General features: G+C 71.3%; 22 protein-coding genes. 12 read left to right on the top strand and 10 right to left on the bottom strand.

All coding sequences use genetic code 11. The features are described 5' to 3' along the window. Positions 1-7: 7 nt before the first annotated feature. Together MUY22_RS19515 and MUY22_RS19510 are read right to left on the bottom strand one after the other, a co-directional pair. A complete protein-coding gene (locus tag MUY22_RS19515; RefSeq protein ID WP_247061468.1) occupies positions 8-1,642 on the bottom strand; it encodes a PTS system mannose/fructose/sorbose family transporter subunit IID in 1,635 nt (544 codons plus the stop codon). 7 nt (positions 1,643-1,649) lie between these two features. Further along, positions 1,650-2,126, bottom strand: a complete 477-nt coding sequence (locus tag MUY22_RS19510; RefSeq protein ID WP_247061467.1) for a PTS sugar transporter subunit IIB — start codon at positions 2,124-2,126, stop codon at positions 1,650-1,652. Between the two features lie 401 nt (positions 2,127-2,527). Here MUY22_RS19510 and MUY22_RS19505 point away from each other — a divergent pair, with 401 nt between their 5' ends. Next, positions 2,528-3,793, top strand: a complete 1,266-nt coding sequence (locus tag MUY22_RS19505) for a ricin-type beta-trefoil lectin domain protein (RefSeq protein WP_247061465.1) — start codon at positions 2,528-2,530, stop codon at positions 3,791-3,793. A 253-nt stretch (positions 3,794-4,046) separates the two neighbouring features. Next, complete coding sequence (locus tag MUY22_RS19500; protein ID WP_247061463.1) at positions 4,047-4,997, top strand: MBL fold metallo-hydrolase; 951 nt, start codon at positions 4,047-4,049, stop codon at positions 4,995-4,997. Here MUY22_RS19500 and MUY22_RS19495 read toward each other — a convergent pair. Further along, positions 4,994-5,485 (bottom strand): MarR family winged helix-turn-helix transcriptional regulator, encoded by a 492-nt coding sequence (locus MUY22_RS19495; protein WP_247061462.1) that lies wholly within the window; start codon positions 5,483-5,485, stop codon positions 4,994-4,996. The two genes, MUY22_RS19500 and MUY22_RS19495, sit on opposite strands and share 4 nt — an antisense overlap. A gap of 75 nt (positions 5,486-5,560) precedes the next feature. Here MUY22_RS19495 and MUY22_RS19490 point away from each other — a divergent pair, with 75 nt between their 5' ends. Further along, positions 5,561-6,478 (top strand): EamA family transporter, encoded by a 918-nt coding sequence (locus MUY22_RS19490; protein ID WP_247061461.1) that lies wholly within the window; start codon positions 5,561-5,563, stop codon positions 6,476-6,478. Positions 6,479-6,516: 38 nt separating this feature from the next. After that, positions 6,517-7,713 carry a glycoside hydrolase family 64 protein gene (locus MUY22_RS19485; protein WP_247061460.1) on the top strand — a complete coding sequence of 399 codons (1,197 nt, stop codon included), beginning with the start codon at positions 6,517-6,519 and terminating at the stop codon, positions 7,711-7,713. 57 nt (positions 7,714-7,770) lie between these two features. On the opposite strand, the gene MUY22_RS19480 is transcribed toward MUY22_RS19485, so the two are convergent. Both MUY22_RS19480 and MUY22_RS19475 read right to left on the bottom strand, forming a co-directional pair. Continuing rightward, complete coding sequence (locus MUY22_RS19480; protein ID WP_247061459.1) at positions 7,771-10,125, bottom strand: excinuclease ABC subunit UvrA; 2,355 nt, start codon at positions 10,123-10,125, stop codon at positions 7,771-7,773. A gap of 46 nt (positions 10,126-10,171) precedes the next feature. Then, complete coding sequence (locus tag MUY22_RS19475; protein ID WP_247061458.1) at positions 10,172-10,516, bottom strand: VOC family protein; 345 nt, start codon at positions 10,514-10,516, stop codon at positions 10,172-10,174. 102 nt (positions 10,517-10,618) lie between these two features. On the opposite strand from MUY22_RS19475, the gene MUY22_RS19470 reads away from it, so the two are divergent. Next, on the top strand, positions 10,619-11,425 hold the full coding sequence (locus MUY22_RS19470) for a lipase (protein ID WP_247061457.1): 807 nt from the start codon (positions 10,619-10,621) through the stop codon (positions 11,423-11,425). On the opposite strand, the gene MUY22_RS19465 is transcribed toward MUY22_RS19470, so the two are convergent. Genes MUY22_RS19465 through MUY22_RS19455 form a run of 3 tightly spaced genes read right to left on the bottom strand, consistent with a single transcriptional unit; the run spans position 11,415 to position 14,295 of the window. Beyond that, complete coding sequence (locus MUY22_RS19465) at positions 11,415-12,257, bottom strand: ABC transporter permease (protein ID WP_247061456.1); 843 nt, start codon at positions 12,255-12,257, stop codon at positions 11,415-11,417. The two genes, MUY22_RS19470 and MUY22_RS19465, sit on opposite strands and share 11 nt — an antisense overlap. After that, entirely contained in the window at positions 12,254-13,171 is a 918-nt protein-coding gene (locus MUY22_RS19460; RefSeq protein WP_247061455.1) for an ABC transporter ATP-binding protein, read from the bottom strand. Before MUY22_RS19460 ends, MUY22_RS19465 begins: the two co-directional genes overlap by 4 nt. After that, entirely contained in the window at positions 13,168-14,295 is a 1,128-nt protein-coding gene (locus MUY22_RS19455; RefSeq protein ID WP_247061454.1) for a sigma-E factor regulatory protein RseB domain-containing protein, read from the bottom strand. Before MUY22_RS19455 ends, MUY22_RS19460 begins: the two co-directional genes overlap by 4 nt. Before the next feature lie 263 nt (positions 14,296-14,558). Here MUY22_RS19455 and MUY22_RS19450 point away from each other — a divergent pair, with 263 nt between their 5' ends. From MUY22_RS19450 to MUY22_RS19440, 3 genes are all read left to right on the top strand, one after another. Then, positions 14,559-15,602, top strand: a complete 1,044-nt coding sequence (locus MUY22_RS19450; protein ID WP_247064003.1) for a class I SAM-dependent methyltransferase — start codon at positions 14,559-14,561, stop codon at positions 15,600-15,602. Positions 15,603-15,743: 141 nt separating this feature from the next. Beyond that, entirely contained in the window at positions 15,744-16,361 is a 618-nt protein-coding gene (locus tag MUY22_RS19445) for a rhomboid family intramembrane serine protease (protein ID WP_247064001.1), read from the top strand. Positions 16,362-16,496: 135 nt separating this feature from the next. Beyond that, positions 16,497-17,261, top strand: a complete 765-nt coding sequence (locus MUY22_RS19440; protein ID WP_247061453.1) for a serine protease — start codon at positions 16,497-16,499, stop codon at positions 17,259-17,261. A gap of 61 nt (positions 17,262-17,322) precedes the next feature. Here the strand turns inward: MUY22_RS19440 and MUY22_RS19435 are convergent, their stop codons facing one another. After that, complete coding sequence (locus MUY22_RS19435; protein ID WP_247063999.1) at positions 17,323-18,120, bottom strand: DUF11 domain-containing protein; 798 nt, start codon at positions 18,118-18,120, stop codon at positions 17,323-17,325. Here MUY22_RS19435 and MUY22_RS19430 point away from each other — a divergent pair. Further along, the gene (locus tag MUY22_RS19430) at positions 18,023-18,229 is read left to right on the top strand and encodes a hypothetical protein (protein WP_247064529.1); all 207 of its coding nucleotides are present in this window, start codon (positions 18,023-18,025) and stop codon (positions 18,227-18,229) included. The two genes, MUY22_RS19435 and MUY22_RS19430, sit on opposite strands and share 98 nt — an antisense overlap. A 71-nt stretch (positions 18,230-18,300) precedes the next feature. Here the strand turns inward: MUY22_RS19430 and MUY22_RS19425 are convergent, their stop codons facing one another. Continuing rightward, positions 18,301-18,930 (bottom strand): TetR/AcrR family transcriptional regulator, encoded by a 630-nt coding sequence (locus MUY22_RS19425; RefSeq protein ID WP_247061452.1) that lies wholly within the window; start codon positions 18,928-18,930, stop codon positions 18,301-18,303. Positions 18,931-19,015: 85 nt separating this feature from the next. Between MUY22_RS19425 and MUY22_RS19420 the strand changes: the two genes are divergently transcribed. From MUY22_RS19420 to MUY22_RS19410, 3 genes are all read left to right on the top strand, one after another. Continuing rightward, positions 19,016-20,719: a TIGR03086 family metal-binding protein gene (locus MUY22_RS19420; RefSeq protein WP_247061451.1), complete on the top strand. Its 1,704-nt coding sequence runs from the start codon at positions 19,016-19,018 to the stop codon at positions 20,717-20,719. 1,012 nt (positions 20,720-21,731) lie between these two features. Next, positions 21,732-22,559 carry a hypothetical protein gene (locus MUY22_RS19415; RefSeq protein WP_247061450.1) on the top strand — a complete coding sequence of 276 codons (828 nt, stop codon included), beginning with the start codon at positions 21,732-21,734 and terminating at the stop codon, positions 22,557-22,559. 32 nt (positions 22,560-22,591) lie between these two features. Beyond that, positions 22,592-23,179 carry a TetR/AcrR family transcriptional regulator gene (locus MUY22_RS19410; RefSeq protein WP_247061449.1) on the top strand — a complete coding sequence of 196 codons (588 nt, stop codon included), beginning with the start codon at positions 22,592-22,594 and terminating at the stop codon, positions 23,177-23,179. Positions 23,180-23,197: the final 18 nt, after the last annotated feature.

The following is a 23,197-nucleotide window of genomic DNA, read 5'->3' as shown; positions in this document are numbered from 1 at the left end:
CGGGCTCCTAACTCTTCGCAGGCCCGGCGGGTGCGAACCAGCCGAGCCACCCCAGTGCGACGCCGACGACCATGACGACCGCGATGATCCAGATCGGCCGCATCCGGGCCTTCGCCGCGAGCAGGTAGACCCCGGCCGTGACGAGTACCGGCAGCAGGAACGGCACCAGCTCGTCGAGCCGGTCCTGGATCGCCACCGCCTGCGTCACCGCCTGCCCCTGCACGGTGGTGGTCTGCCGGTAGGTCAGCGTGGTGACGACCTTGACGATCGACGGGATGAACCCGCCGAGCACCACGAACCCGAGCGCCGTCGCACCCTGCGCGACGCGGGCCAGCGCGCCGGCCGCGAGGTGCCCGGCCAGCCGCTTCCCTTCACGGTACGCGAACCCGAACTGCCAGCGCCGGATGAGCGCGTAGGGCACGAGCACCATGACGGCGGCGAACGCCGGGCCGAGCCAGTTGCCCTGCAGCGCCCACGACGCGCCCATCGTGAAGATGATGCTGTTGTACAGCGCGAAAACGAGGGTGTCGCCGATGCCGGCGAGCGGGCCCATCAGCGCGACCTTGGTGCCGGCCGCGGAAGTCGGGGTGCCCGCTTCCTCCAGCGCGACGGCGGAGCCGAGGATCAGCGGCCCGCCGACGAGCACGGAGGTGTTGAAGAACTGCATGTGCCGCTGCAGCCCGGCGGCGTAGTCGGCTTTGTCCGGGTAGAGCCGGCGCAGCACCGGTTCCATCGAGTACGCGAAGCCGAGCGCCTGCATCCGCTCGTAGTTCCAGGAGATCTGGCTCGACCAGAAGTACCGGCGGTAGGCGCGGCGCAGGTCCTGCTTCGTCAGCCGGTGGTCCACAGTGGACTCTTCGGCAGCCGGCACGGCTTCCGGAGCGGTCTCCGGCACGGCCGCCGGCTCTTCGCGCTTGAACGTCACGAACAGCATGGCCACCGCGACGCCGACCAGCGCGACGCCCAGCACCGGCAGGTGCAGGTAGGCGAACGCGACGAAGCCGATGAACAGCAGGTACCAGTACTTCCGCAGCTCCATCATGCCGAGCAGCAGCGCGAACCCGACCGCGGGCAGCAGCGAGCCGGCCAGCGTCATGCCGTTCACGAAGCCGGTGGGGATGCCCGCCGTGATGTCCTTGACCAGCCCGCCGGACGCGGCGAGCGCGGCGAGGAACGTCGGGATGGCCCGCACCGCCACCCACGGGATGAGACTGACCCAGTGGATCATCGCCATCCCGCGCGCGTTGCCGTCGGCGGCGTAGGCGTCGGCGCGGTGCACCAGCCCGGTGGTCACCATCTTGCCGACCGGGTCCAGTGCGGAGAGCAGGACCGCCGCCGGCAGCCCGACCCCGAGCCCGACCGCGACCTGCGCGGACGTGCCCCCGGCGGCGCCCGCGGCCAGCGCGGTGCCGACGATCGCGCCGGTCTGGTAGTCCGGGATCGTCGCGCCGCCGTAGGTGTAGACGCCGAGCGCGGCCAGCTCCAGCGTCGCGCCGATCAGCAGGCCGAGCAGCGGGTTGCCGGTGATCAGGCCGGCGACCGAACCGGCGATCAGCGGGCGCTGGGCGTAGATGAGGAACGGGCCGAGCCCGTCGTAGGTGCAGTAGACGGCCCAGACGGTCAAGGCCAGCGCGACGAGCATGCCGGGCTCACAGCCCCTTTCGATCGAGCAGCGCGACGAAGTCGGCGGGTTTGTCCTGGGGCATGAGCTGGGTGACGAGCGGGACGCCGGCCGCGGCCAGCGTCCGGTAGCCGGCGGCCTCGTCCGCGGTGACCGCGATCGAGCGGGTGACCATGGTGTAGCCGTCGCCGGGCCGGGGCGCGGCGTTGCCGACGTTGACGACCTCGGGCCGCAGCCCGCCCTCGACGAGGCGGAAGACGTCTTCGGGGTGCTTGGCGATGATCATCACGTCGCCGGCGGCGGGCGCGAGCAGCGTGTCGGCCACCGAGAGCACCTCGGTGGGCAGGCCGCGCGCGGCCTGCGGGAGCAGCATCCGCTGCAGGTCGTCGGCGGCGACGTCGTCGTTGCAGACGAGCAGCCGGCGCACGCCGAGACGACGGGTCCAGGCGACGGTGACCTGCCCGTGGACCAGCCGGTTGTCGATGCGAACGTGCGCCCCCGCCATGTTTCTCCTCCCAGATGGCAGGAGACATCCTGGTTCGTCGCAGTAGTGAAGTCAATACTCCGTGTGACCAGGAAGACAGCCTCGCGCGGGCCGACGGCAGGACCCCTCAGACCTCCCGTCGGCCCCGAGCGCGCGAAGCCCCTCTTTACGTATCCCGGTGTGAATCCCCGGACCCTCCCATAAAGGTATATACCAGTATGGACCGTCTAGATCGACTGTCAAGACCCGTACCGCTCAGCGGACCGGGCCCGCCGGGCCGGCCGTCGTCGATCGGTGACCGGTTCACCCCAAGCTGTCCGTTCTTGTCAGTGACAGCCATCGGGCCCGCTTCTATCATTCCCAGTGGTCTAGACCGCCTGCGTACTTCTCGTCCACTGCCGCATCGGGAAGGCGGAATCCTCGTGACCGCAAGAACCTGGCGCCTCGCCGCACTCAGCACCGCCCTCGTGTTCGCCACCGCGTTGCTGCCGTCCGCCGGGGCCGCCGGCAACGATGGCACCGAACAGCTCCCCGACCACCTCCGGACGCCGGCGGCCACCGCCGCGGCGCCGCTGTCGACCGTCTGCGACGGCGACGGCACCAGCGGAAAGCGCGTTCAGGCGCTCTACGTCCGCGGAAATGGGCAGACCGACCGGTATTCGCAGTTCGCCGCTCAGTTCCAGACGTTCGCGAGCCAGATCGACGACGCCTTCGTCGAGGCCGCGGGCCGGCTCGGCGGCGGCGTCCGGCACCTGCGGTACGTCACCGACACGAGCTGCCGCGCCACCGTCGCGAACGTGACGATCGCGCAGGCCGACATGGCCACCGTCGACACGATCACCAACGCGATCAAGGCACAGGGGTACAACCGCGCCGACCGCAAGTACATCGTCTGGTACGACAAGGACGGCTGCGGCCTGGCGTTCGGCAACGGCGGCAACGACAGCCCGGGCGCGGGCAACCCGTACAACGCCGGCCCGCACTACGCGACGGTCGGCACCGGCTGCTGGACGTGGCAGGCGACCGGCCACGAACCGCTGCACACCCTCGGCGCCGTCCAGGGCAGCGCGCCGCACTCGACGCCGTACGGCCATTGCTGGGACGACGAAGACATCATGTGTTACGACGACGGCGGCATCCCGAACCCGCCGGGCGGCCTGGTGAAGGTCTGCCCCGGCGCGCCGGAGAACCAGATCGACTGCGGCGGCGACGACTACTTCAACACGAACCCACCGGCCGGCAGCTACCTGGCGACCCACTGGAACGTCGCGAACAGCGCGTACCTGATCACCAGCGGCACCACCAGCCCATCGGGCGCGATCACCGGGATCGGCGGCAAGTGCGTCGACGTCAGCGCGTCGAACACCACCAACGGCACCGCGATCCAGCTGTGGACCTGCAACGGCACGGGCGCGCAGCGGTGGACGTCGCAGAGCGGGACGCTGCGGGCGCTCGGCAAGTGCCTGGACGTCGCGTCGAGCGGCACCGCGGACGGCACGCTCACGCAGCTGTGGGACTGCAACGGCACCGGGGCGCAGGCGTGGCAGGCCCGCTCCGACGGCACGCTGCTGAACCCGCAGTCGGGCAAGTGCCTCGACGCGACGGGCGGCTCGTCGGCCGACGGCACCCGGCTGCAGATCCGGACCTGCGCGGCGACGGCGAACCAGCGGTGGCAGGTGCCGGCCTGATCTTTTCGTGATTTTCTCGCGAAGAGGTTCCCATTCGGACGGAAACTGGCAGAATGCGGATTGACCTGCCGGTTTCCGTCCTTACCGAGAACCTGCCGAGAAGTCGTCGGGAACTCGTCGAAATCCCGGCGGAAAGCGCGCAACCTGGCCGCGCCCTCGTCGTTAAGCGCAACGCCGGTCAGAACCCGCTCACGTGGGAGACCGACACGCTGCGAAGCCGGGCCGTTACGGCTTCGCTCAGGGAGGGAAAGCAATGCCGGCCGTTACCGCGAACATCGTCCCGCTCCGGCACGCGCGCCCGGGGGTCGTGGCGTACGTGAAGAGCCCGGACGAATGGTTCGTCGCCAACAGTGGCTGGATCCAGGGCAGCGAAGGCGTCGTGTTGATCGACACGTGCGGCACCGAGCAGGCCACTTTGGAACTGGTCCGCGACGTCCGCAAGTACGCGCCCGAAAGCGCGCAGCAACTCACCGTGGTCGTCACGCACGCGCACGGTGAGCACCACAACGGTGTCGGGGTCGCGCTGCGCGACGGCGGGACCGTGCTCGCCGCGCCCGCGAGCGTCGAGCTCGTCAAGGCGGGGCCGCAGACCTACGGCAACGTCTTCACCTGCACCCAGTGGGGCGTGCTGGAGCCGCCGGAGCCCGCCGCGGTCCACCCCGTCGTGGGCTGGAAGCGGCTCGACCTCGGGGGCGCGGTCGCCGACGTCGTGGCCGTGCCGGGCACCGCGCACACCGCCGGTGACCTGGTGGTGCACGAACCGCGCTCGGGCACGCTGTTCACCGGCGACCTGGTGTTCATCGGCAGCACGCCGATGGCGGTGCACGGCTCGATCCCGGGCTGGCTCGACGCGCTCGACTGGCTGCAGGACACGTTCCGCCCGCGGACGCTCGTGCCCGGCCACGGGCCGGTCGCGAACCCGGGCCACAGCGCCGTGCACGCGATGCGCGTCTACCTGGAGTGGCTCCTGGACGCGACCGCGCGCAGCCGCGACTTCTCGAAGCTGGCGACCCAGGCTTCGCTGCGCTGGCCGACGTGGACCAACCCGGAGCGCCACATCGGCAACCTGATGCGCGCGTACGCCGACCAGCACGGCCTCAAGCTCGACGTGGACCTCGCGGTCGACGCGGTGATCGCCGCCGCGGGCGGGCGCATCGACCTGGACTACCTGCTGGGCGCCGAGCCGGTCCGCCGGATCTCCTAAGCGGGCCCGAGGCTTTCGAGGAGCTTCCGCAGCATCTCCGCCAGGTCCTCCCGCTCGTCGTCTTCGAGCGCGGCCAGGACGCGGTGTTCCGTCGCGACGTGGTCCGGCAGCGCGCGGTCGATCAGCTCACCGCCGGCGTCGGTCAGCTCGACCCGCACGCCCCGGCCGTCGGCCTCGTTGGGCGTGCGGCGGACCAGGCCCCGCGCCTCCAGCTTGTCGAGGCGCTGGGTGATCGCGCCGGAGGTGACCATCGCCGAGCGCATCAGCTCCGTCGGGGTCAGCCGGTACGGCGGGCCGGTGCGGCGCAGGGTCGCCAGGACGTCGAAGGTCGCGTGGTCCAGGCCGTGCCGGGCGAAGGTACGCCGCAGCTCGGCGTCGACCAGCACACCCAGCCGGGACAGCCGGCCGATCACGGCCATCGGGGAGACGTCGAGGTCGGGACGCTCGGCGTGCCACTGCTCCAGCACCCGGTCCACGTGGTCGGCCATCGGCCCAGCGTAACCGAAACCTTAGCGGTAAGTGAGCGGTAGCAATTTACCTTAGCGCTGAGCTATATTGCCTTAGTGCTCAACAACCGGCTCCTGGTGGTCACCGCTCTCGCCCCGGTCATCTGGGGCTCCACCTACCTGGTCACGACCGAGCTGCTGCCACCCGGCCGGCCGCTGCTGGCCGCCGTCGTCCGGGCGCTGCCCGCCGGGCTCCTGCTGGTCGCGTTCACCCGGCAGCTGCCGCGCGGCAGCTGGTGGTGGCGGTCGCTCGTGCTCGGCACCCTGAACATCGGCGCGTTCTTCGCGCTGCTGTTCGTCGCCGCCTACCGGCTGCCCGGCGGCGTCGCCGCGACGCTCGGCGCCCTGCAGCCGCTGCTCGTCGCCGGCCTGTCCACCGGTCTGCTCGGCGAACGGCTGACCCGGCGCACGCTGCTCGCCGGCGTCGCGGGTGTCGCCGGCGTCAGCCTGCTCGTGCTGCGGTCGGACGCCCGGCTCGACGCGCTCGGCGTCGCCGCGGCGGTCGGCGGCGCGGTCGTGATGGCCACCGGCGTCGTGCTGAGCAAGCGCTGGACGTCGCCCGCTCCCCTGCCGGCGACCACCGGCTGGCAGCTCGTCGCGGGCGGGCTGGTGCTCGTGCCGCTCGCGCTCGCCGTCGAAGGGCTGCCGCCGTCGACGCTGTCCGCGGCGAACTACGCGGGTTACGGCTACCTCGCGCTGATCGGCGCCGCGCTGGCGTACCCGCTGTGGTTCCGCGGGATCCGCGCGTTGTCGCCGACGCACGTGACGTTCCTCGGGCTGCTCAGCCCGGTGGTCGCGACCATGCTCGGCCGGCTCGTGCTCGGCCAGCGCCTCGGCGGGTGGCAGCTGCTCGGCGGCGCGGTCGTGCTCGTCGCCGTCGTGACCGCTCAGCGACGGACGCTGGGCCGGACGGCTGCTAATAATTATCAGCCTTTGACAACGTCTCCGCGTGCCACCGACTCTGAAGTGGTCTGAACAACTCGTGATCACCGGCCTCGACGAGGAGGCGCCCCGTGCGTCCGAGATCCCCCTTCCGACGGCGGTTTTCCGCTCTGGCCGCGACGCTCGCCGTCGCCGCCGGGCTCACGACCGCCGTCGCCCCGGCCGCCGACGCGGTCCCGGCCACCATCCCGTTGAAGATCACCAACAACTCCGGTCGCGGTGATCAGGTCTACGTCTACGACCTGGGCACCAACCTGGCCACCGGACAGCAGGGCTGGGCCGACGCCAACGGCACGTTCCACGCCTGGCCGGCCGGCGGCAACCCGCCCACCCCGGCGCCGGACGCGTCGATCCCCGGGCCCGCGAACGGCGGCTCGAGCACCATCCGGATCCCGAAGTTCTCCGGCCGGATCTACTTCTCCTACGGGCAGAAGCTGGTCTTCAAGCTGACGACCGGCGGCCTGGTGCAGCCCGCGGTGCAGAACCCGTCCGACCCGAACGTCAACATCCTGTTCAACTGGTCGGAGTACACGCTCAACGACGCCGGCCTCTGGATCAACAGCACCCAGGTGGACATGTTCTCCGCGCCGTACGCGGTCGGCGTGCAGCCGACCGGCGGCACGACGAAGACCACCGGGCACCTGAAAGCGGGCGGCTACAACGGTTTCCTGAACTCGTTGCGCGGTCAGGCCGGCGGCTGGGCGAACCTGATCCGGACCCGCTCGGACGGCACGGTGCTACGCGCGCTGGCGCCGGGCCACGGCATCGAAGCGGGCGCGCTGCCCGCGACCGTGCTGCAGGACTACATCAACCGCGTCTGGACGAAGTACAGCTCGTCGGCGCTGACGGTGACGCCGGTGGCGGACCAGCCGAGCGTGAAGTACACCGGCCGGGTGTCGGGCAACGTCATGAACTTCACGAACACCTCGGGCGGCTTCGTGACGGCGTTCCAGAAGCCGGACTCCGACAGTGTTTTCGGCTGCTACAAGAACCTCGACGCCCCGAACGACGTCCGCGGGCAGATCTCGCGCACGCTCTGCGCGGGCTTCAACCGCTCGACGCTGCTGACGAACGCCAACCAGCCGGACACCAGCTCGGCCGGCTTCTACCTGGACAGCGTCACCAACCAGTACGCGAAGAAGATCCACGCGCAGATGGCGGACGGCAAGGCGTACGCGTTCGCTTTCGACGACGTCGGCAACTACGAGTCCCTGGTCAACGACGGCAACCCGGCGACGGCCTACCTCACGCTGGACCCCTTCAACTGAGGAAACCAGCGCCCTCGTGAGTGTTCAGGGCGGCCGGAACCGCCCTGAACACTCACGTCAAGCCCCGACGTAGGCCGCCAGGTGCTCACCGGTCAGCGTGGACCGCGCCTCCACCAGCTCCCGGGGTGTGCCTTCGAAGACGACCGTGCCGCCGTCGTGGCCGGCGCCGGGGCCGAGGTCGATCAGCCAGTCCGCGTGCGCCATCACGGCCTGGTGGTGCTCGATGACGATCACCGACTTGCCCGAGTCCACCAGCCGGTCGAGCAGGCCGAGCAGGTTCTCGACGTCGGCCAGGTGCAGGCCGGTGGTCGGCTCGTCGAGGACGTAGACGTCGCCCGCGGAACCCAGGTGCGTGGCCAGCTTGATCCGCTGCCGCTCACCGCCGGACAACGTCGTGAGCGGCTGGCCCAGGGTCAGGTAACCGAGGCCGACGTCGCCGAGCCGCTGCAGGATCTTGTGCGCCGCGGGCAGCTTGCCGCTGAAGAACTCCGTCGCCGCGGCCACCGACATCGACAGGACCTCGCTGATGTCCTTGCCGCCGAACTTGTAGTCCAGCACCTCGGCCTGGAACCGCTTGCCCTCGCACACTTCGCACGGCGTCGCGACGCCGGCCATCATGCCCAGGTCGCTGTAGATCACGCCGGCGCCGTTGCAGTTCGGGCACGCGCCTTCGGAGTTGGCGCTGAACAACGCCGGCTTGACGCCGTTCTCCTTCGCGAAAGCCTTGCGGATCGGCTCGAGCAGCCCGGTGTAGGTCGCCGGGTTGCTGCGCCGCGAGCCGCGGATCGCGCCCTGGTCGATCGAGACGACGCCCTCGGCGCCCGCGACCGAACCGTGGATCAGCGACGACTTCCCGGACCCCGCCACGCCGGTGATGACGGCGAGCACGCCGAGCGGGATGTCGACGTCGACGTCACGCAGGTTGTGCGTCGACGCGCCCCGGACCTCCAGCGCCCCTTCGGGCTTCCGGACTTCGTCCTTGAGCGCGGCCCGGTCGTCGAGGTGGCGCCCGGTCATCGTGTCGCTCTTCCGCAACCCCGCGACGGTGCCCTCGAAGACGACCTCGCCGCCTTCCGAACCGGCCTTCGGCCCGAGGTCGACGACGTGGTCGGCGATCGCGATCGCCTCCGGCTTGTGCTCCACGACGAGCACCGTGTTGCCCTTGTTCCGCAGCTGCAGCAGCAGTTCGTTCATCCGCTGGATGTCGTGCGGGTGCAGCCCGATAGTCGGCTCGTCGAAGACGTAGGTGACGTCGGTGAGCGACGACCCGAGGTGCCGGATCATCTTGGTCCGCTGCGCCTCACCGCCCGACAACGTGCCCGACGGCCGGTCCAGCGAGAGGTAACCGAGGCCGATCTCGACAAACGAGTCGAGCGTGTGGCCCAGCGCCTCCAGCAGCGGCGCGACCGACGGCGCCTTCAGGCCGCTGACCCACTGGGCGAGGTCGCTGATCTGCATCGCGCAGGCGTCGGCGATGTTCACCTTCCCGATCTTCGACGACCGGGCCTCCGGGCTCAGCCGCGTGCCGTCGCACTCCGGGCACGTGGTGAACGTGACCGCCCGCTCCACGAACGCGCGGATGTGCGGCTGCATCGCGTCGACGTCCTTGGAGAGCATCGACTTCTGGATCGAGGGCACCAGGCCCGAGTACGTCAGGTTGATGCCTTCGACCTTGATCTTGGTCGGCTCCTTGTAGAGCAGGTCGTCGAGCTGGCGCTTGGTGAACTTCTTGATCGGCTTGTCCGCGTCGAAGAAGCCGCAGCCGCGGAAGATGCGGCCGTGCCAGCCCTCCATGCTGTAGCCGGGGATGGTGATCGCACCCTCGTTGATCGACTTCGTCTCGTCGTAGAGCTGGGTGAGGTCCATGTCGTTGACCGCGCCCCGGCCCTCGCACCGCGGGCACATGCCGCCGAGGACGCTGAAGCTGCGGCGCTCCTTCGTGGTGCGGCCGCCCTTCTCGAGGGTGACCGCACCGGCGCCGCTGATCGACGCGACGTTGAAGGAGAACGCCTGGGGCGAGCCGATGTACGGCTTCCCGAGCCGGCTGAACAGGATCCGCAGCATCGCGTTGGCGTCGGTCGCCGTGCCGACCGTGGAGCGCGGGTCGCTGCCCATCCGTTCCTGGTCGACGATGATCGCCGTCGTCAGCCCGTCGAGGACGTCGACGTCGGGGCGCGCCAGCGTCGGCATGAACCCCTGCACGAACGCGCTGTAGGTCTCGTTGATCAGCCGCTGCGACTCCGCGGCGATCGTGCCGAACACCAGCGAGCTCTTGCCCGAACCGGAGACCCCGGTGAACACGGTCAGCCGGCGCTTCGGCAGCTCGACCGTGACGTCCTTGAGGTTGTTGACGCGCGCGCCGTGCACCCGGATCAAGTCGTGGCTGTCGGCTTCGTGGCTGGCCTTGCTCATCGTGTCTCCATCTTGTCCGGGCGGGCCTGAGAGCGATCCAACCAGGTCAGCTGTCCTGCAGCACACCCAGAACGTTGCCGTCGGCGTCGGTGAAGGTGGCCACCAGCCGGCCGCCGCCGACGTCCTTCGGGGCGTCCTTCACGGTGCCGCCGGCCGCGGTCACCTCGGCGAGCTTCGCCTCGATGTCGTCGACGTGCCAGTAGCTCACCGGGCCGGTGCCCGGTGCGGCACCGCCCGGCACCAGCCCGATGTGCTGGCCCTCGACGTCGTAGCCGACGTAGTAGGCCGAGTCGGCGGTCGGCTCGGCGCCGAGCAGCGCGGTGTAGACGGCCTTGGCCTTCTCCAGGTCGGAGACGGGGTGCAGCACGGTCTTGATCCCCTGGGTGCTCATGGTCACTCCTCGTTGTCGTCTTCTGTGCCACCGACGCTACGACCGGGGCGATGACCTGCGCTTCTCGATTCCTGATCGGTCTCGCGCGTGCATGATGGAGGTATGCGGATCACGGCTTGGTGGCGCGGCATCAGCCCGCGACGGCGCCTGATGCTGAGCGGCGTGGCGGTCGTCGTGGTGGCCGTGGTCGTCGCGGCGGTCGTCGTCACGTCCGGTACCAGCGCCGCGCCGCAGGCCGGGACGCCCGACCAGGACAAGCCGGGCCCGGTGCTGCTCGTGCCCGGGTACGGCGGCGGCCAGGGCGCGCTCAACGAGCTCGCCGCGCACATCCGGCAGACCACCGGACGCACGACCGAGGTGCTCACCCTGGCCGGCGACGGCACCGGTGACCTGCTCGAACAGGTCGCCGTGCTCTCCTCGGCGGTCGAACGCGCGTACGCGGCCGGCGCGCCTTCGGTGGACGTCGTCGGCTACTCCGCGGGCGGCGTCGTGGCGCGGCTGTGGGTCGGCCGCGAGGGCGGCGAGCACCAGGCCCGCCGGGTCGTCACGCTCGGGGCGCCCATGCACGGCACCGGCCTGGCCGCGGCGGGCGGCGCGCTCGTGCCGGGCGCCTGCCCGACGGCGTGCGTCCAGCTGGCACCGGGCAGCGCGCTGCTGCAGGAGATGGCGAAGGACCCGATCCCGTCGACCCTGCCGTGGCTGTCGGTGTGGACCGAGCGCGACGAGACCGTCACGCCCCCGGACTCGGCCCAGGTGGACGGCGCGGTCAACGTGGCGTTGCAGCAGGTCTGCCCCGGCAACCAGGCCGGCCACGGCGACCTGCCCACCGACCCCGCCGTCACGGAGCTGGTGCTGCAGGCGCTGGGCACCACGCCGCTGGAAGCACCCGCGGAGTGCCTCAGCTCGTGACGTCCTTGGTCGCGAAGTTCGCCCAGGCGGCGCCGAAGAACACCACGATGTAGCCGGCCTGCAGCAGCAGGCCGTGGTCGATGTTGCGCCACAGCACGGGGTCGCGGAAGAAGTCGATCCACGACAGCCAGTAGTGCGTCGGCAGGTACGGCTTCACCGACGCCGCCGCGTCCAGCGTCTCCAGCACCGAGCTGGTGATCAGCACGGCCAGCCCGCCCAGCGCCGCGCCGAGCGACGAGACGGTGACCGTCGAGAGGAACATCGTGATCGCGGCGAACCCCAGCATCGACACCACGATGTAGCTCACCGCGCCGAGCAGCCGCAGGCCCAGCCCGGACGAGCTGAGCGACTGCCCCGACAACGACGTCACCCCGGCGGGCTGCCCGCCGGGACCCGCGACGCCGGGGTTGCCGCCGGTGCCGAACAGGATCACGCCGAGCACCAGCGACGTCAGCACCACGATCACGATCGCCGCGGTGACGTACACCGCGATGGCGGCCATCTTGGCGCTGAGCAGGCGTGTCCGGCCGACCGGGCGCACCAGCAGGTACCGCAGGGTGCCGCCGGACGCCTCGCCGGCGATCGCGTCGCCCGCGACGACGGCGACCGCGATCGGCAGGAACAGCGGCAGCACCAGGGCGAGCGCGGCCGCCGGGTAGAGCGCGCCGTCGTTCACCACGGCCGACAGGAACGCCCCGCCCTGCCCGGGCGGCGGCGCGAAGTCGGCCGTCGCCAGGAAGATCCCGACGATCGCGGGCAGCAGGCAGAGCAGCAGGATGCTGACCCAGATCCGCGGCCGCAGCACGAGTTTCCGCAGCTCGACGCCGATCATCCGGCCGCCACCTCCCCGAAGCGGTCCGAGCCGGGGCCGGTGAACTCGAGGACCACCTGTTCGAGGGTCCGCCGCTCGGCGTCGATGGACGACACGCGCACGCCGGCCTGGACGAGCATCGCGTTCAGGGCGGCCGGGTCTTCGTGCCGGATCACCAGCCGGTCACCGTCGCGGGACTCGAGCTGCCCGTCGAGGACCGCGGCCGCCTCGGCCGGGTCCGGCGTGCCGACGAGCACCCGGCCGGTCAGCGCGCGCAGCGACGTCAGGTCCTCTTCCAGCACCAGCCGGCCGCGGTCGACGACGCCGACGCGGGTGCACAGCTGCTCGACCTCGGCCAGCAGGTGACTCGACAGGAACACCGTGGTCCCGCCCGCGTTCAGCGCGACCAGCAGCTCGCGGATCTCCTTGATGCCCTGCGGGTCGAGGCCGTTGGTCGGCTCGTCGAGGATCAGCAGCCGTGGCTTGCGCAGCAGCGCGCCGGCCAGCCCGAGCCGCTGCCGCATGCCCAGCGAGTACGCCTTGATCGGCCGCTGGTCGACCGCGCCCAGCCCGACCTGCTCCAGGGCGTCGTCGATGCGACGCCGCCGGGTGCGCCGGCCGCCGCCGCGCCCGGCGGCGTCGAGCAGCGAGAGGTTCCGGCGGCCGGACAGGTGCGGGTAGGCGGCCGGGCCCTCGACGAGCGCGCCGACCTCCGGCAGCACCTCGGCGACCCGTTTCGGCACCGGCTTCCCGAGGACCTCGATCTCGCCGCTGGTCGCGTAGACGAGCCCGAGCAGCATCCGGACCAGCGTGGTCTTGCCCGAGCCGTTCGGGCCGAGGAAGCCGTAGCGGTCGCCTTCGCGCACGTCCAGGTCGACGGCGTCGACGGCGAGCACCCGGCCGTAGCGCTTGGTCAGGCCGCGGGTGACGATCATCGGCCGCTCCGGCGCAGCCGCGACAGCTCGTCCGCGACCGTGCGCAGCACGTCCGGCGTCACCGTCCCGGCCAGCAGGTACGAGCGCCGGGAGAACGCCGACCGCACGATCGCCAGCGACAACGGCGTGAGCGACAGCTGCACCACGCTCCCGGCCGTCAGCTTGACCTCCACACCGCCTGCCTTCCCGGCCGCGTCGCTCGCGGCGTTCCCGACGTTGCGCGGCACGGCGATGACGGCGAAGGCCGCCAGCCCGGTGCCGTAGAGCGCGGCGCCGGTGATCCCGCCGAAGTTCGACGACACCACCGGCCGCCCGCCGAGGGTGGTCGGCAGCACGGCCTGGCCCAGCGCCCCGAGGGCGTCGGTGACGTCCGGGGCGCTCGTGACGGAGAAGCCGGACCCGAGCACCGGCCGCGGCGCCTCGACCACCGGCGTCGTCTGCTCGACCTGCTGGAACGCGGTGCTCAGGATCGGTGCCTGCTGGCCCCGCGCGGTGACTTCGACGCGCACCGGCAGCCCCGTCGCCGGGTCGGCCCACAGGTCCACCTGGCCGATCGTGGTGTCCGGGTCGGCCGGGACCAGCCGCAGCCCGGACGCGTCGACACCGGCGACGCGCCGCGCGGGCAGCGTGCTCACCGAGTCGTTCTTCGCCGCCTGCAGGACCCGCCGCGCGAGCTCCGGCGGCAGCAGATCCCCTGCTCGCGGCAGCCGGACGCTCGGTTCGCCGATCAGCTCGGTCAGCGTGTTGGTGCCGTAGTCCCAGGTGTATTCGCCGTCGGGCAGCCGGTAGACGTCGTGCTCGCCCGCGGTGCCGAGGGTGTCGACGCGGTAGCGGTCGGGCCCGGCGTACCAGGCGCGCATCCGCGTCGTCCCGGCGAAGAGCGCGGCGACGTCGGCGAGGTTCGGCAGCTCCGGCAGGGCGAGCGAGCCGGAGCTCTCGGCGTACCCCTGGTACGGCCGGCCGGCGGAGGCCAGCACCAGCGTGCGCAGGCGCGCCGGGTCGATCGACTCCCCCGCGGACGGCAGGGCGGCGACGACGGCGGGCACCGACACGAGGACAAGGGTCACCGCGGCGACCACCGCCCACCGGCGCCGCGTTTCGTGCCGCACCACCGAGGGCGTCATCCGGCATCACCTCTCTGTCGTCCTTTGTACGCCATGGCACCCGGAAGATCAGCCGCCGAGTTCTTACGAATCCTGTGGATCGCGGCGGTACGCTCGCCCGGTGACGACCCCCGTTCATGCTGCTGTCTTGAGCTAGTTCCGGCTGCTCCGGCAGTCCCGAACCCCCCTCACCCCGCGCCGCGCGCGGGCACTCCGCCACGCGCGCGGCCGCAGCAGAACGGAATTCCGTGCCTCACCTCGTCATGCCCGGCGAACCCGGCCGCATGCTCTTCGCCCCGCCCGCCCGCTCCGACGTCCCGGCCGTTCCCGCCGACGAAGCGCTCTCGGCCGACGCGGCACTGCGCAGCTTCTCCGCCGGCGTCGCCCTGCTCTGGAGCGGCGGCTACCCGGCCGCGCGGCAGCTCCTCGACGCCGTGTCCCGGCGGCTCCCGCCCCCGCCGCCGGACGACTACCCGGCCCACCGGGCGCACCGCGCGCACCGGGCGCGGCTGCTCTCGCTGCTGTACGTGCCCCTCGATCCCGGGCACGTCGTCCCGCTGCGCCGGGCGCCGGACGTCCGGGAGGCGTGCACCGGCGTCTACGGCGCGCTCGACGTCGCGGCCGCGGTCCCGCTGCGGGAGCTGCTCGGCGTCCTCGGCGCGGCCGGATGGCGCCGGAGGGGGATCGCCGTCCCCGCGCTCGGCGCGCGGATCCACCCGTACCACGGCGTTTTCGCGCCGGTGCGCCAGGAGTACGTCCGGCTGGTCGCGGAAACGCCGTTGCCTGCCACGGATGTCGCGTTCGACGTCGGCACCGGCACCGGCGTGCTCGCCGCCGTGCTCGCCCACCGCGGCGTGGCGCGGGTGGTCGCGACGGACGCCGAGCCCCGGGCCGTCGCGTGCGCGGCGGACAACCTGGCCCGGCTGGGGTTCTCCGCGCGCACCGAAGTCGTCTGCGCGGACCTGTTCCCACCCGGCCGGGCTTCGCTGGTGGTGTGCAACCCGCCGTGGCTGCCGGGCCGGCCCCGGACGTCGCTCGACCACGCCGTGTACGACCCGGGCAGCCGGATGCTGCGCGGCTTCCTCGACCGGCTGCACCGGCACCTGAAGCCGGGCGGCGAGGCCTGGCTCGTGCTGTCCGACCTGGCCGAACACCTCGGCCTGCGCACCCGTGGCGAGCTGCTCGGCTGGATCGACGCGGCGGGCCTCGACGTCGCGGGCCGGACCGACACGGCACCACAGCATCCCCGCGCGGCCGACGCCGACGACCCGCTGCACCGGGCCCGCGCGGCGGAAGTCACGTCGCTGTGGCGCCTGCGCGCGGACTGAGCACCACCGCCGGTGTCACGACTCGGTCCGGAATGCCGGATCCGGGTCGTGCCCCGGTTATTCTCGGGCCCAGCGCAACCGACCATGGGGGACGAAGTGAGCACGACCGGCGAGGGCACACCGCAGAGCAACGCCGAGGCGATGATCGCCGAGGCCAAGCGGGCGTTGTGGGTGATGGTGGGCCTGCTGGCCGTGATGTGGGTGCTGCAGATCGTCAACGCCCTCGACGACAACGGCCTGAGCCACGAGTTCGGCATCGAAGCTCGCGACCCCGCGTCGCTGCCGGAGATCTTCAGCGCGCCGTTCTTCCACTTCGGCTGGGACCACATCGAAGCCAACTCCGGCCCGCTGTTCGTCTTCGGCTTCCTCGCCGCTTATCGCGGGGTGAAGAAGTGGCTGGGCGTGAGCGTGCTGATCATCATCGCGAGCGGCCTCGGCGTCTGGTTCATCTCGCCGTCGACCGCGGTCACCGCCGGCGCCAGCGGCCTGGTGTTCGGCTACTTCGGCTACATCATCGTGCGCGGCCTGTTCGACCGCCACCCGATCGACATCGTGATCGGCCTGGTGATGGCGCTGTGCTTCGCCTACCAGTTCTCGTCGCTGCTGCCCTCCGACGAGCAGGTCAGCTGGCAGGGCCACATGTTCGGCTTCGCGGGCGGCATCATCGGCGGCTGGCTCTTCCGCGACCGCCGCCCCAAGCCCGTCACCGGCCCGGACGCGACCGACCCGGCGACCGTGCTGCTCCCCAAAGACCTCTAGGAGGTGTCCGGGCCGGCCTTCTGAAGCGGATCGTCCACAGTGGATTCCTGGGTGCGGGGTGTGAACCGCTGTGAGAACGCTGTGGATCCGGCTCCGCGAGATGCCGGCCCGGCGCGGCTGTGGTGATCTGGATCGGTGGCGAACAGTTTCCTCCGGACCGCGGTCCTCGCGGCGGCATCGACGCTGGTCCTGGGGACCGGCGTCGCTCTCGGCGCGAACTCGACCGCCGACGACGCCTACGCCGCGGCCGCCCCGGTCAGCACGCCTGCCCTCGCGCCCACCGTCACGTCCACACCTGAAGCCGCGGCGCCCGCGACCACCTCACCGGTCGGCGCGTTGTTCGCGAACGGGAGCCACTTCTGCAGCGCCAGCGTCGTGCACTCCGATGCCGGCGACCTCGTCCTGACCGCCGCGCACTGCGTCAAGGACGGGATGGCCTTCGCGCCCGGTTATCACGACGGCGTCGCGCCGCTCGGAATGTGGACCGTGACGGACGTGGCCGTCGCGGCCGGCTGGACGTCGGCCGCGGATCCGGATCTCGACTTCGCTTTCCTGACCGTTCACCAGGCCGGGAACACCGCTTCCCTGGAAAGCCTGACCGGCGCGAACACCCTCGGAATCGACCAGGGATTCGACCACGAAATCACTCTTACGGGCTACCCCGACACAACCGATTCCCCGGTCGTCTGCACGGGCGAAACAACCCGTTCGGACGTATATCAGCAACGGATCGCGTGCCCCGGTTTTCCGGACGGGACCAGCGGCGGGCCGTGGGTGACGAACGGCGTGGTCGTCGGCGTGATCGGCGGTTACCAGCTCGGCGGCGACACCCCGGACGTCTCCTACAGCGCCTATTTCGACGACGACATCCAGCAGCTCTACACGTCGGCTTCGGGCTGAACGCGAACCGGGCCCGCGTCCCTGGCGGAGGACACGGGCCCGGCTCATCTCACGTGAACCCTCAGCAGGTCACGATGAGCCCGGTGAGCGCCGAGCACGTCTTCGACGCGCTGTCGTTGGCGCTGGTGGGGTCGGTCGGCGCGCTCGTGGTCTTCTGCACCGTGGTGGTGTAGGAGCCGAGGGCCAGCAGGCCGCCGTCGACCGAGAACTTCGCGGTCGTGGACGCACCGGAGGCCAGCGAGGCGACGTCGCAGTTCAGCGTCCGGGTGCTGCCCACGTGGGCGCAGCCGGTCGAGCTCGCGTACGAAAGACCCGACGCGTACGTTGCGACGACCCGGATCCCGGACGCGGCCGACGGGCCGGTGTTCGTCACGGTCAGCGTGTAGTCGATGCGCGCGTTCAGGCCGCCGCGGCCGGTCGCGGCGAGCGCGACCTTGACGTCGGCGATGTTCGACGCCTCACCAATGGTGACCACCGGGCCGTCGAGGGTCTCGAAGGCGTAGTTGTCACCGACGAACTGGTGCTGCAGCGTGAACTGGCCCGGCGTGATCGTTTCCTTGGCGCGCAACGTGAACACCGCGGTCCGGGTGCCGCCGGCTTCGAGGTCGCCGAACGGCGCGCGGTAGCTGCTGCCGGCCTGGAAGCAGCCCAGGTCCGTCACGCCGGTGCAGGACACCAGGTCCGCGACGTCGGTGATGGCGGTCGGCGAGCCGTAAATGGCCGCCTTCGCGAACGTCACCGTGAAATCGCGGTCGTTGTAAATGGTTTCCGAGACGGTGAATGTCTGCCCCGGCAGTACCGTTGTGGGACTGACTTCGACAGAACTGGAGGGCGGGGCCGCGTCCGCGGCGGGCGCCATCGCGATGAACGCGGTGGCCAAAGCGGCCACCGAAGACAGAATCGTTGTCCGTCGCCAGCTTCTTCGCATAGTGGTGTTCTCGCCGTTCAGTCGAGGAATGCCGCTCTGACAGATGCTGCTGTTCAGTCGTCGCGTCCCCACAATTCGTTACCTCCATCCGGCGGCGCCCCGGAACCGCCGTCAGGACTGACGCCAGCGGCCGTTCATCTCACCCGGACGCGGCGGTGGACCCGGCAGGTCCGGGCCCTCGCCCGCCGCCAGCCCTTCCAGGAGCAGCGCGAGGTACCGCTGCCGCAGCTCACTGGTGCGCACCGGGTCGTCGACGCGGATCGCCGCGCAGCACTCGAGGATCATGCCGACGTCTTCGGTCACGGCGTCGCGGCGCAGGCGCCCGCTCTCGTGCGCGCGGGCGACGAGCCCGGCGGCCAGCTCGTTCGCGCGCTGGGCGTCGAGGCCCATCTCCCGGGTCGGCGTGAACGTGCCCGCCAGGTGCGTGGTCAGCGAGTGCACGTCGGCGTCGACCACCCGGCCGAGGAAGCCGGTGAGGGCCGTCCAGGCGTCCGGCTCCTCGACCGAGACCTCGGCCTCGGAGATGAACCGGCGGAGGCCGTCGTGGCAGAGCCGGCAGAGCAGCAGCTCCTTGCTCGGGTACCGCCGGTAGAGAGCGCTGATGCCGACGCCGGCGCGCTCGGCGACGGCCGAGACCGGCGCCTTCGGGTCCAGCAGGAAGACGTCACGGGCGGCGTCGAGGATCACGACGTCGTTGCGGGCGGCCTGGCCGCGGCGGCCGGGCAGGGCACTCTCGGTCATGGATCCAGGCTAGCACTGGAACGGATCGTTCCGCTCTGCTATCGTACGGAACGAAGCATTCCGTTCCAGTCATCGAGGAGCAGTCATGACAGCCCCCGCCCTTCGCCCCTTCCGCGCCGAGATCCCGCAGTCCGCCCTGGACGACCTGCGGGCGCGGCTCCAGCGCGCCCTCTGGCCGGACGACCTGCCGGCCGGTTACGGCGTCACGAACGAGCGGGTCCGCGCGCTGGCCGAGCACTGGCTGGAGCGGTTCGACTGGCGGGCCTTCGAGGCGCGGCTCAACGCGTATCCGCAGTTCACGACCGAGATCGACGGCGAGACGATCCACTTCCTGCACGTCCGGTCGTCCCGCGCGGACGCCACCCCGCTGGTGCTGACGCACGGCTGGCCGGGGTCGGTCGCCGAGTACCTCGACGTCATCGGCCCGCTGACCGAGCCGGAGTCACCCGAGGCGCCGGCGTTCCACCTGGTGATCCCGTCGCTGCCGGGCTTCGGGTTCTCGGGTCCGGTGAAGTCCGCGGGCTGGGGCACGCACCGCACCGCGGCGGCGTGGGCCGAGCTGATGAGCCGGCTGGGCTACGAGTCGTACGGCGCGGCGGGCAACGACGCCGGTTCGATGATCTCGCCGGAGATCGGCAGGCTCGCACCGGAGAAGGTCGTCGGCGTGCACGTCACGCAGCTGTTCTCGTTCCCGTCGGGCGACCCGGCGGAGATGGCGGACCTGAGCGAGGCCGACCAGGGCGCGCTGGCGCACCTGCAGTGGTTCTACGAGAACATGTTCTCCTTCAACCAGCTGCACAGCCAGCAGCCGCACACGCTGGCGTTCGCGCTCGCCGACTCGCCGCTGGCCCTGCTGGCGTGGAACGCGCAGCTGTTCGGCGAAAGCCTCGACGCCGACTTCGTCCTGGCGAACGTGGCGCTGTACTGGCTGACGGGAACCGGCGGCTCGTCGATCCGCTTCTACTACGAGGACGCGCAGAGGCCGTCGCACCCCGCGGAGCCGACCACGGTCCCGACAGCGCTGGCGATGTTCAAGGGCGACTTCCAGTCGATCCGCCGGTTCGCCGACCGCGACCACGCGAACATCGTCAGCTGGAACAGCTACGACGCCGGCACCGGCAACGGCGGCGGCCCACGCGACGCCGCCGGCCACTACGCGGCGCACGAGGCCCCCGAGATCCTGGTCGCCGACATCCGCCGGTTCTTCGACGGCCTTTCCCGCCCCTGGCCGGTCCTGGACCAGGCCCACGCCGCTTTGCGCTCGGCGATCGAAGGTGTCGAGGACTGGTCGGCCCCGACCCCGTGCGCGGACTGGAACATCACCCAGGTCCTGCAACACGCGGCGGCCGACCAGCTGGGCTACGCGGCATTCATCACGGGCGAGCCGGGCCCGGACTTCAACCCGTTCGCCCCGTCGGGCACCCTCACCGAGTCGCCGAGCGCCTACCTGGAACCCAAACTGGCGGCGGCCGAGGCCGCATTCGCGACGATCACCCCCGACGCCACCGCGGTCCCGACCCCCCTCCCCCAAGGCGCACTACCGGCCCCGGTGGCGGTCGGCGCGGCAGCTCTCGACGCCACGGTCCACGCCTGGGACATCGCCACGGCAACGGGCCGGAAGTCCTTGTTGACAAACGAACTGGCGGAGGCCCTGCTGCCGGTGGCCAAGGAACTGGCCGAGCCACTGCGAGGGTTCGCCTACGCCCCAGCCCTACCAGCACTGACCGAAGACGACGCGGTGTCGACACTGCTGAGGTACCTGGGCCGCAACCCCCACTGGACGGCCTAAGGCGCCGCGGGGTCGGGCCCCTCCCGGCCGCAGCCCCCTAAGTCACCCCCGCTCGACCAGTTCGCCGCAGCGGCCTCTCCCGGCTGAAGCCAAGCACCACGCAAGGCTCTCCAGCCACACCACCGCCAACAACCCCCGGCGGCGGCTCCCCAGCCAACGGCAGCAGCACCGCCACCCGCAACGGCAACCAAACCGACGGCCCACCAAGCCATCACCGACCGCCGACCAGCAGCCATCAGCTCGCAACCGACGGCCAGCAGCCATCACCTCTCCCGCCGCAAGCTGCGCTCAGGCAGCCAAGGCCCCACCAGTTCACGACAGCAGCCACGCCCGGACAACGCGTCCCGCGCAACACCTCTCCACTCAGCCGACGGCCAGCAGCCATCACCCGCCCGCCGCAAGCTGCACTCAAGCAGCCAGGCCCACCAGATCACGACAGCAGCCACGCCCGGACAACATCGTCCTACGCAACACCTCTCCACTGAGCCAGCAGCCACCTCCATCACCGACTTCCGGCGCACCTCCACCCCGCCAACGGCAGCACCAGCACCCCACCACAGCCGACCGGCCAGCAGCCGGCCACCGGCCACCGGCCACCGGCCACCGGCCACCGGCCACCGGCCACCGGCCACCGGCCACCGGCCACCGGCCACCGGCGATCGAACACCGGCGATCGAACACGCTGCTGCCCACCACCATGCCGGGTTCATAGTTCGGAGCGGTCGTCACCGGCGTGGTCTCGGTCGAGGCCACGTTCAGCTGGCCCGGCCTCGGGCATCCGACGTACCCGGACCGGCGACCGGCCAAGCCACCACCGACCCGCCACGGCGTCCCTCGAAACCCCAAGCCCAACCGGCTCGCGGCGGCAACCACCCTCCGCGCGCCCAACGCACCACCGGCCGCCGAACATCCACAGTGGACCGACCAAGGCCCGGGAGCACCATGAACAACCCCGCCGAGACCGCGCGAAAATCCGTTGCCCCGCAAGGAACCGCGATCCTAACCTCGAGCCATGACGAACCGGCCCTTCCGTTGGGACCTCGTGCGTCCCGACCAGGTCGGGACGCTCCTCGACAACGCCCGGGAACCGCACCTCTGGTTCCTCCCCCAGCTCACCGAGGCCACCGGGAAAGTGCTGGCGCGCTGCGGAAACGGCGAGCTCCACTTCGTGGGCCGCTCGCTCGACAGCATGCACGACCTCCTCGGCGGGGCCCTCGAACGCACCTCCTGGCACGACCGCGTCCACCAGCTGCCGATGTCCCTGAAACCACTGCGGGACTTCACGAAACACGACACCGCGCTGCTGCGGGAGCACCTCGCGGCCGCCGGCATCACGCCGTACCGGCTGGCGCGGGGCACGCGGCCCACGGTGTTCGTCGACCTCGTCCACGAAGGCGAGACCTTCACCGAGCTCTACCGGCAGCTGCGCCTTTGGATCGTCGAAGACCGGGAGGCCTGGCCGGTGATCCGGCGGAAGCTGCGGTTCCTCGGCGTCACGCCCCGCAACCTGTCCTGGCGGTGGCGGGAAGACGCGGGCTGGCCGGCCGAGCTGCCGGCGGCCGCGGTCCGCAACGTTTCGCTCGACCGCGAAGTCTGGTACTACTTCGGCGACCACCAGCCGAAACTCACGCCGTCGTTCCCGCGGCAGCGGTGGACCGACGAGAGCGTCCGGTCGCCCGACCGCGGGAAGGCCACCCGGAGTGCCCTGGCCGAAGCGTTCGCGCTGGTCGACGCCGGCCGGCAGGCCCGGACGAGGGAGCAGCTCGTCCGGGCCGTCACCGGGGAGCCGGCGATGGCCGGGTCGTGGCTGCGGACGCTGATCACCGAACTGCGGTACTGACCGATCGATCAGCAGGCGGTACGGTGACCCGCATGGCGCGGAAATCGGTGTCGGTGCGGCGGGAAGAGATCGTCCTCGCCGCGCTCGAACAGGTCCGCGCGCGGGGCATCGCCGGGGTCCGGGCGGCCGACGTCGCGAAAGTCCTCGACGTCAGCACGGCCCTGATCTTCTACCACTTCGGCACCCTCGAAACCCTCATCATCGAGGCCTTCCGGCAGGCCGCCGAGACCAACCTCGCGGTCCTGCGCGGCGAACTCGACCGCGGCGGCCCGGCCGGCGAACGACTGCGGGCCGTCTTGGCGCTGTACGGCCCCACCGAGCCCGCGCACGGCTGGAAACTGTGGATCGAGGCGGGCGCCGCGGCGATGCGCGACACCCAGCTGCGCGCCGTCCTGCAGCGGCTGGACCTGCGGTGGCGCGACGCCGTCGTCGCGCTGATCGCCGAGGGTGTCGGGGCCGGCGAGTTCCGGTGCCCCGACCCGCACGGCGCCGCGTGGCGGCTGACCGCGTTGCTCGACGGGCTGGCCATGCAGGTCGTCGCCCGCGAGGGCACCGTCACCGCCGACGACTGCGCCCGGTGGATCAAGCAAGCCATGACCCTCGAACTGGGCCATAACTGACTCAGCGATCAGGAGGGG

It is taken from the genome of Amycolatopsis sp. WQ 127309 (assembly GCF_023023025.1).
Classification (GTDB): domain Bacteria; phylum Actinomycetota; class Actinomycetes; order Mycobacteriales; family Pseudonocardiaceae; genus Amycolatopsis.
This window is presented reverse-complemented; position numbering and strand designations above follow the sequence as displayed.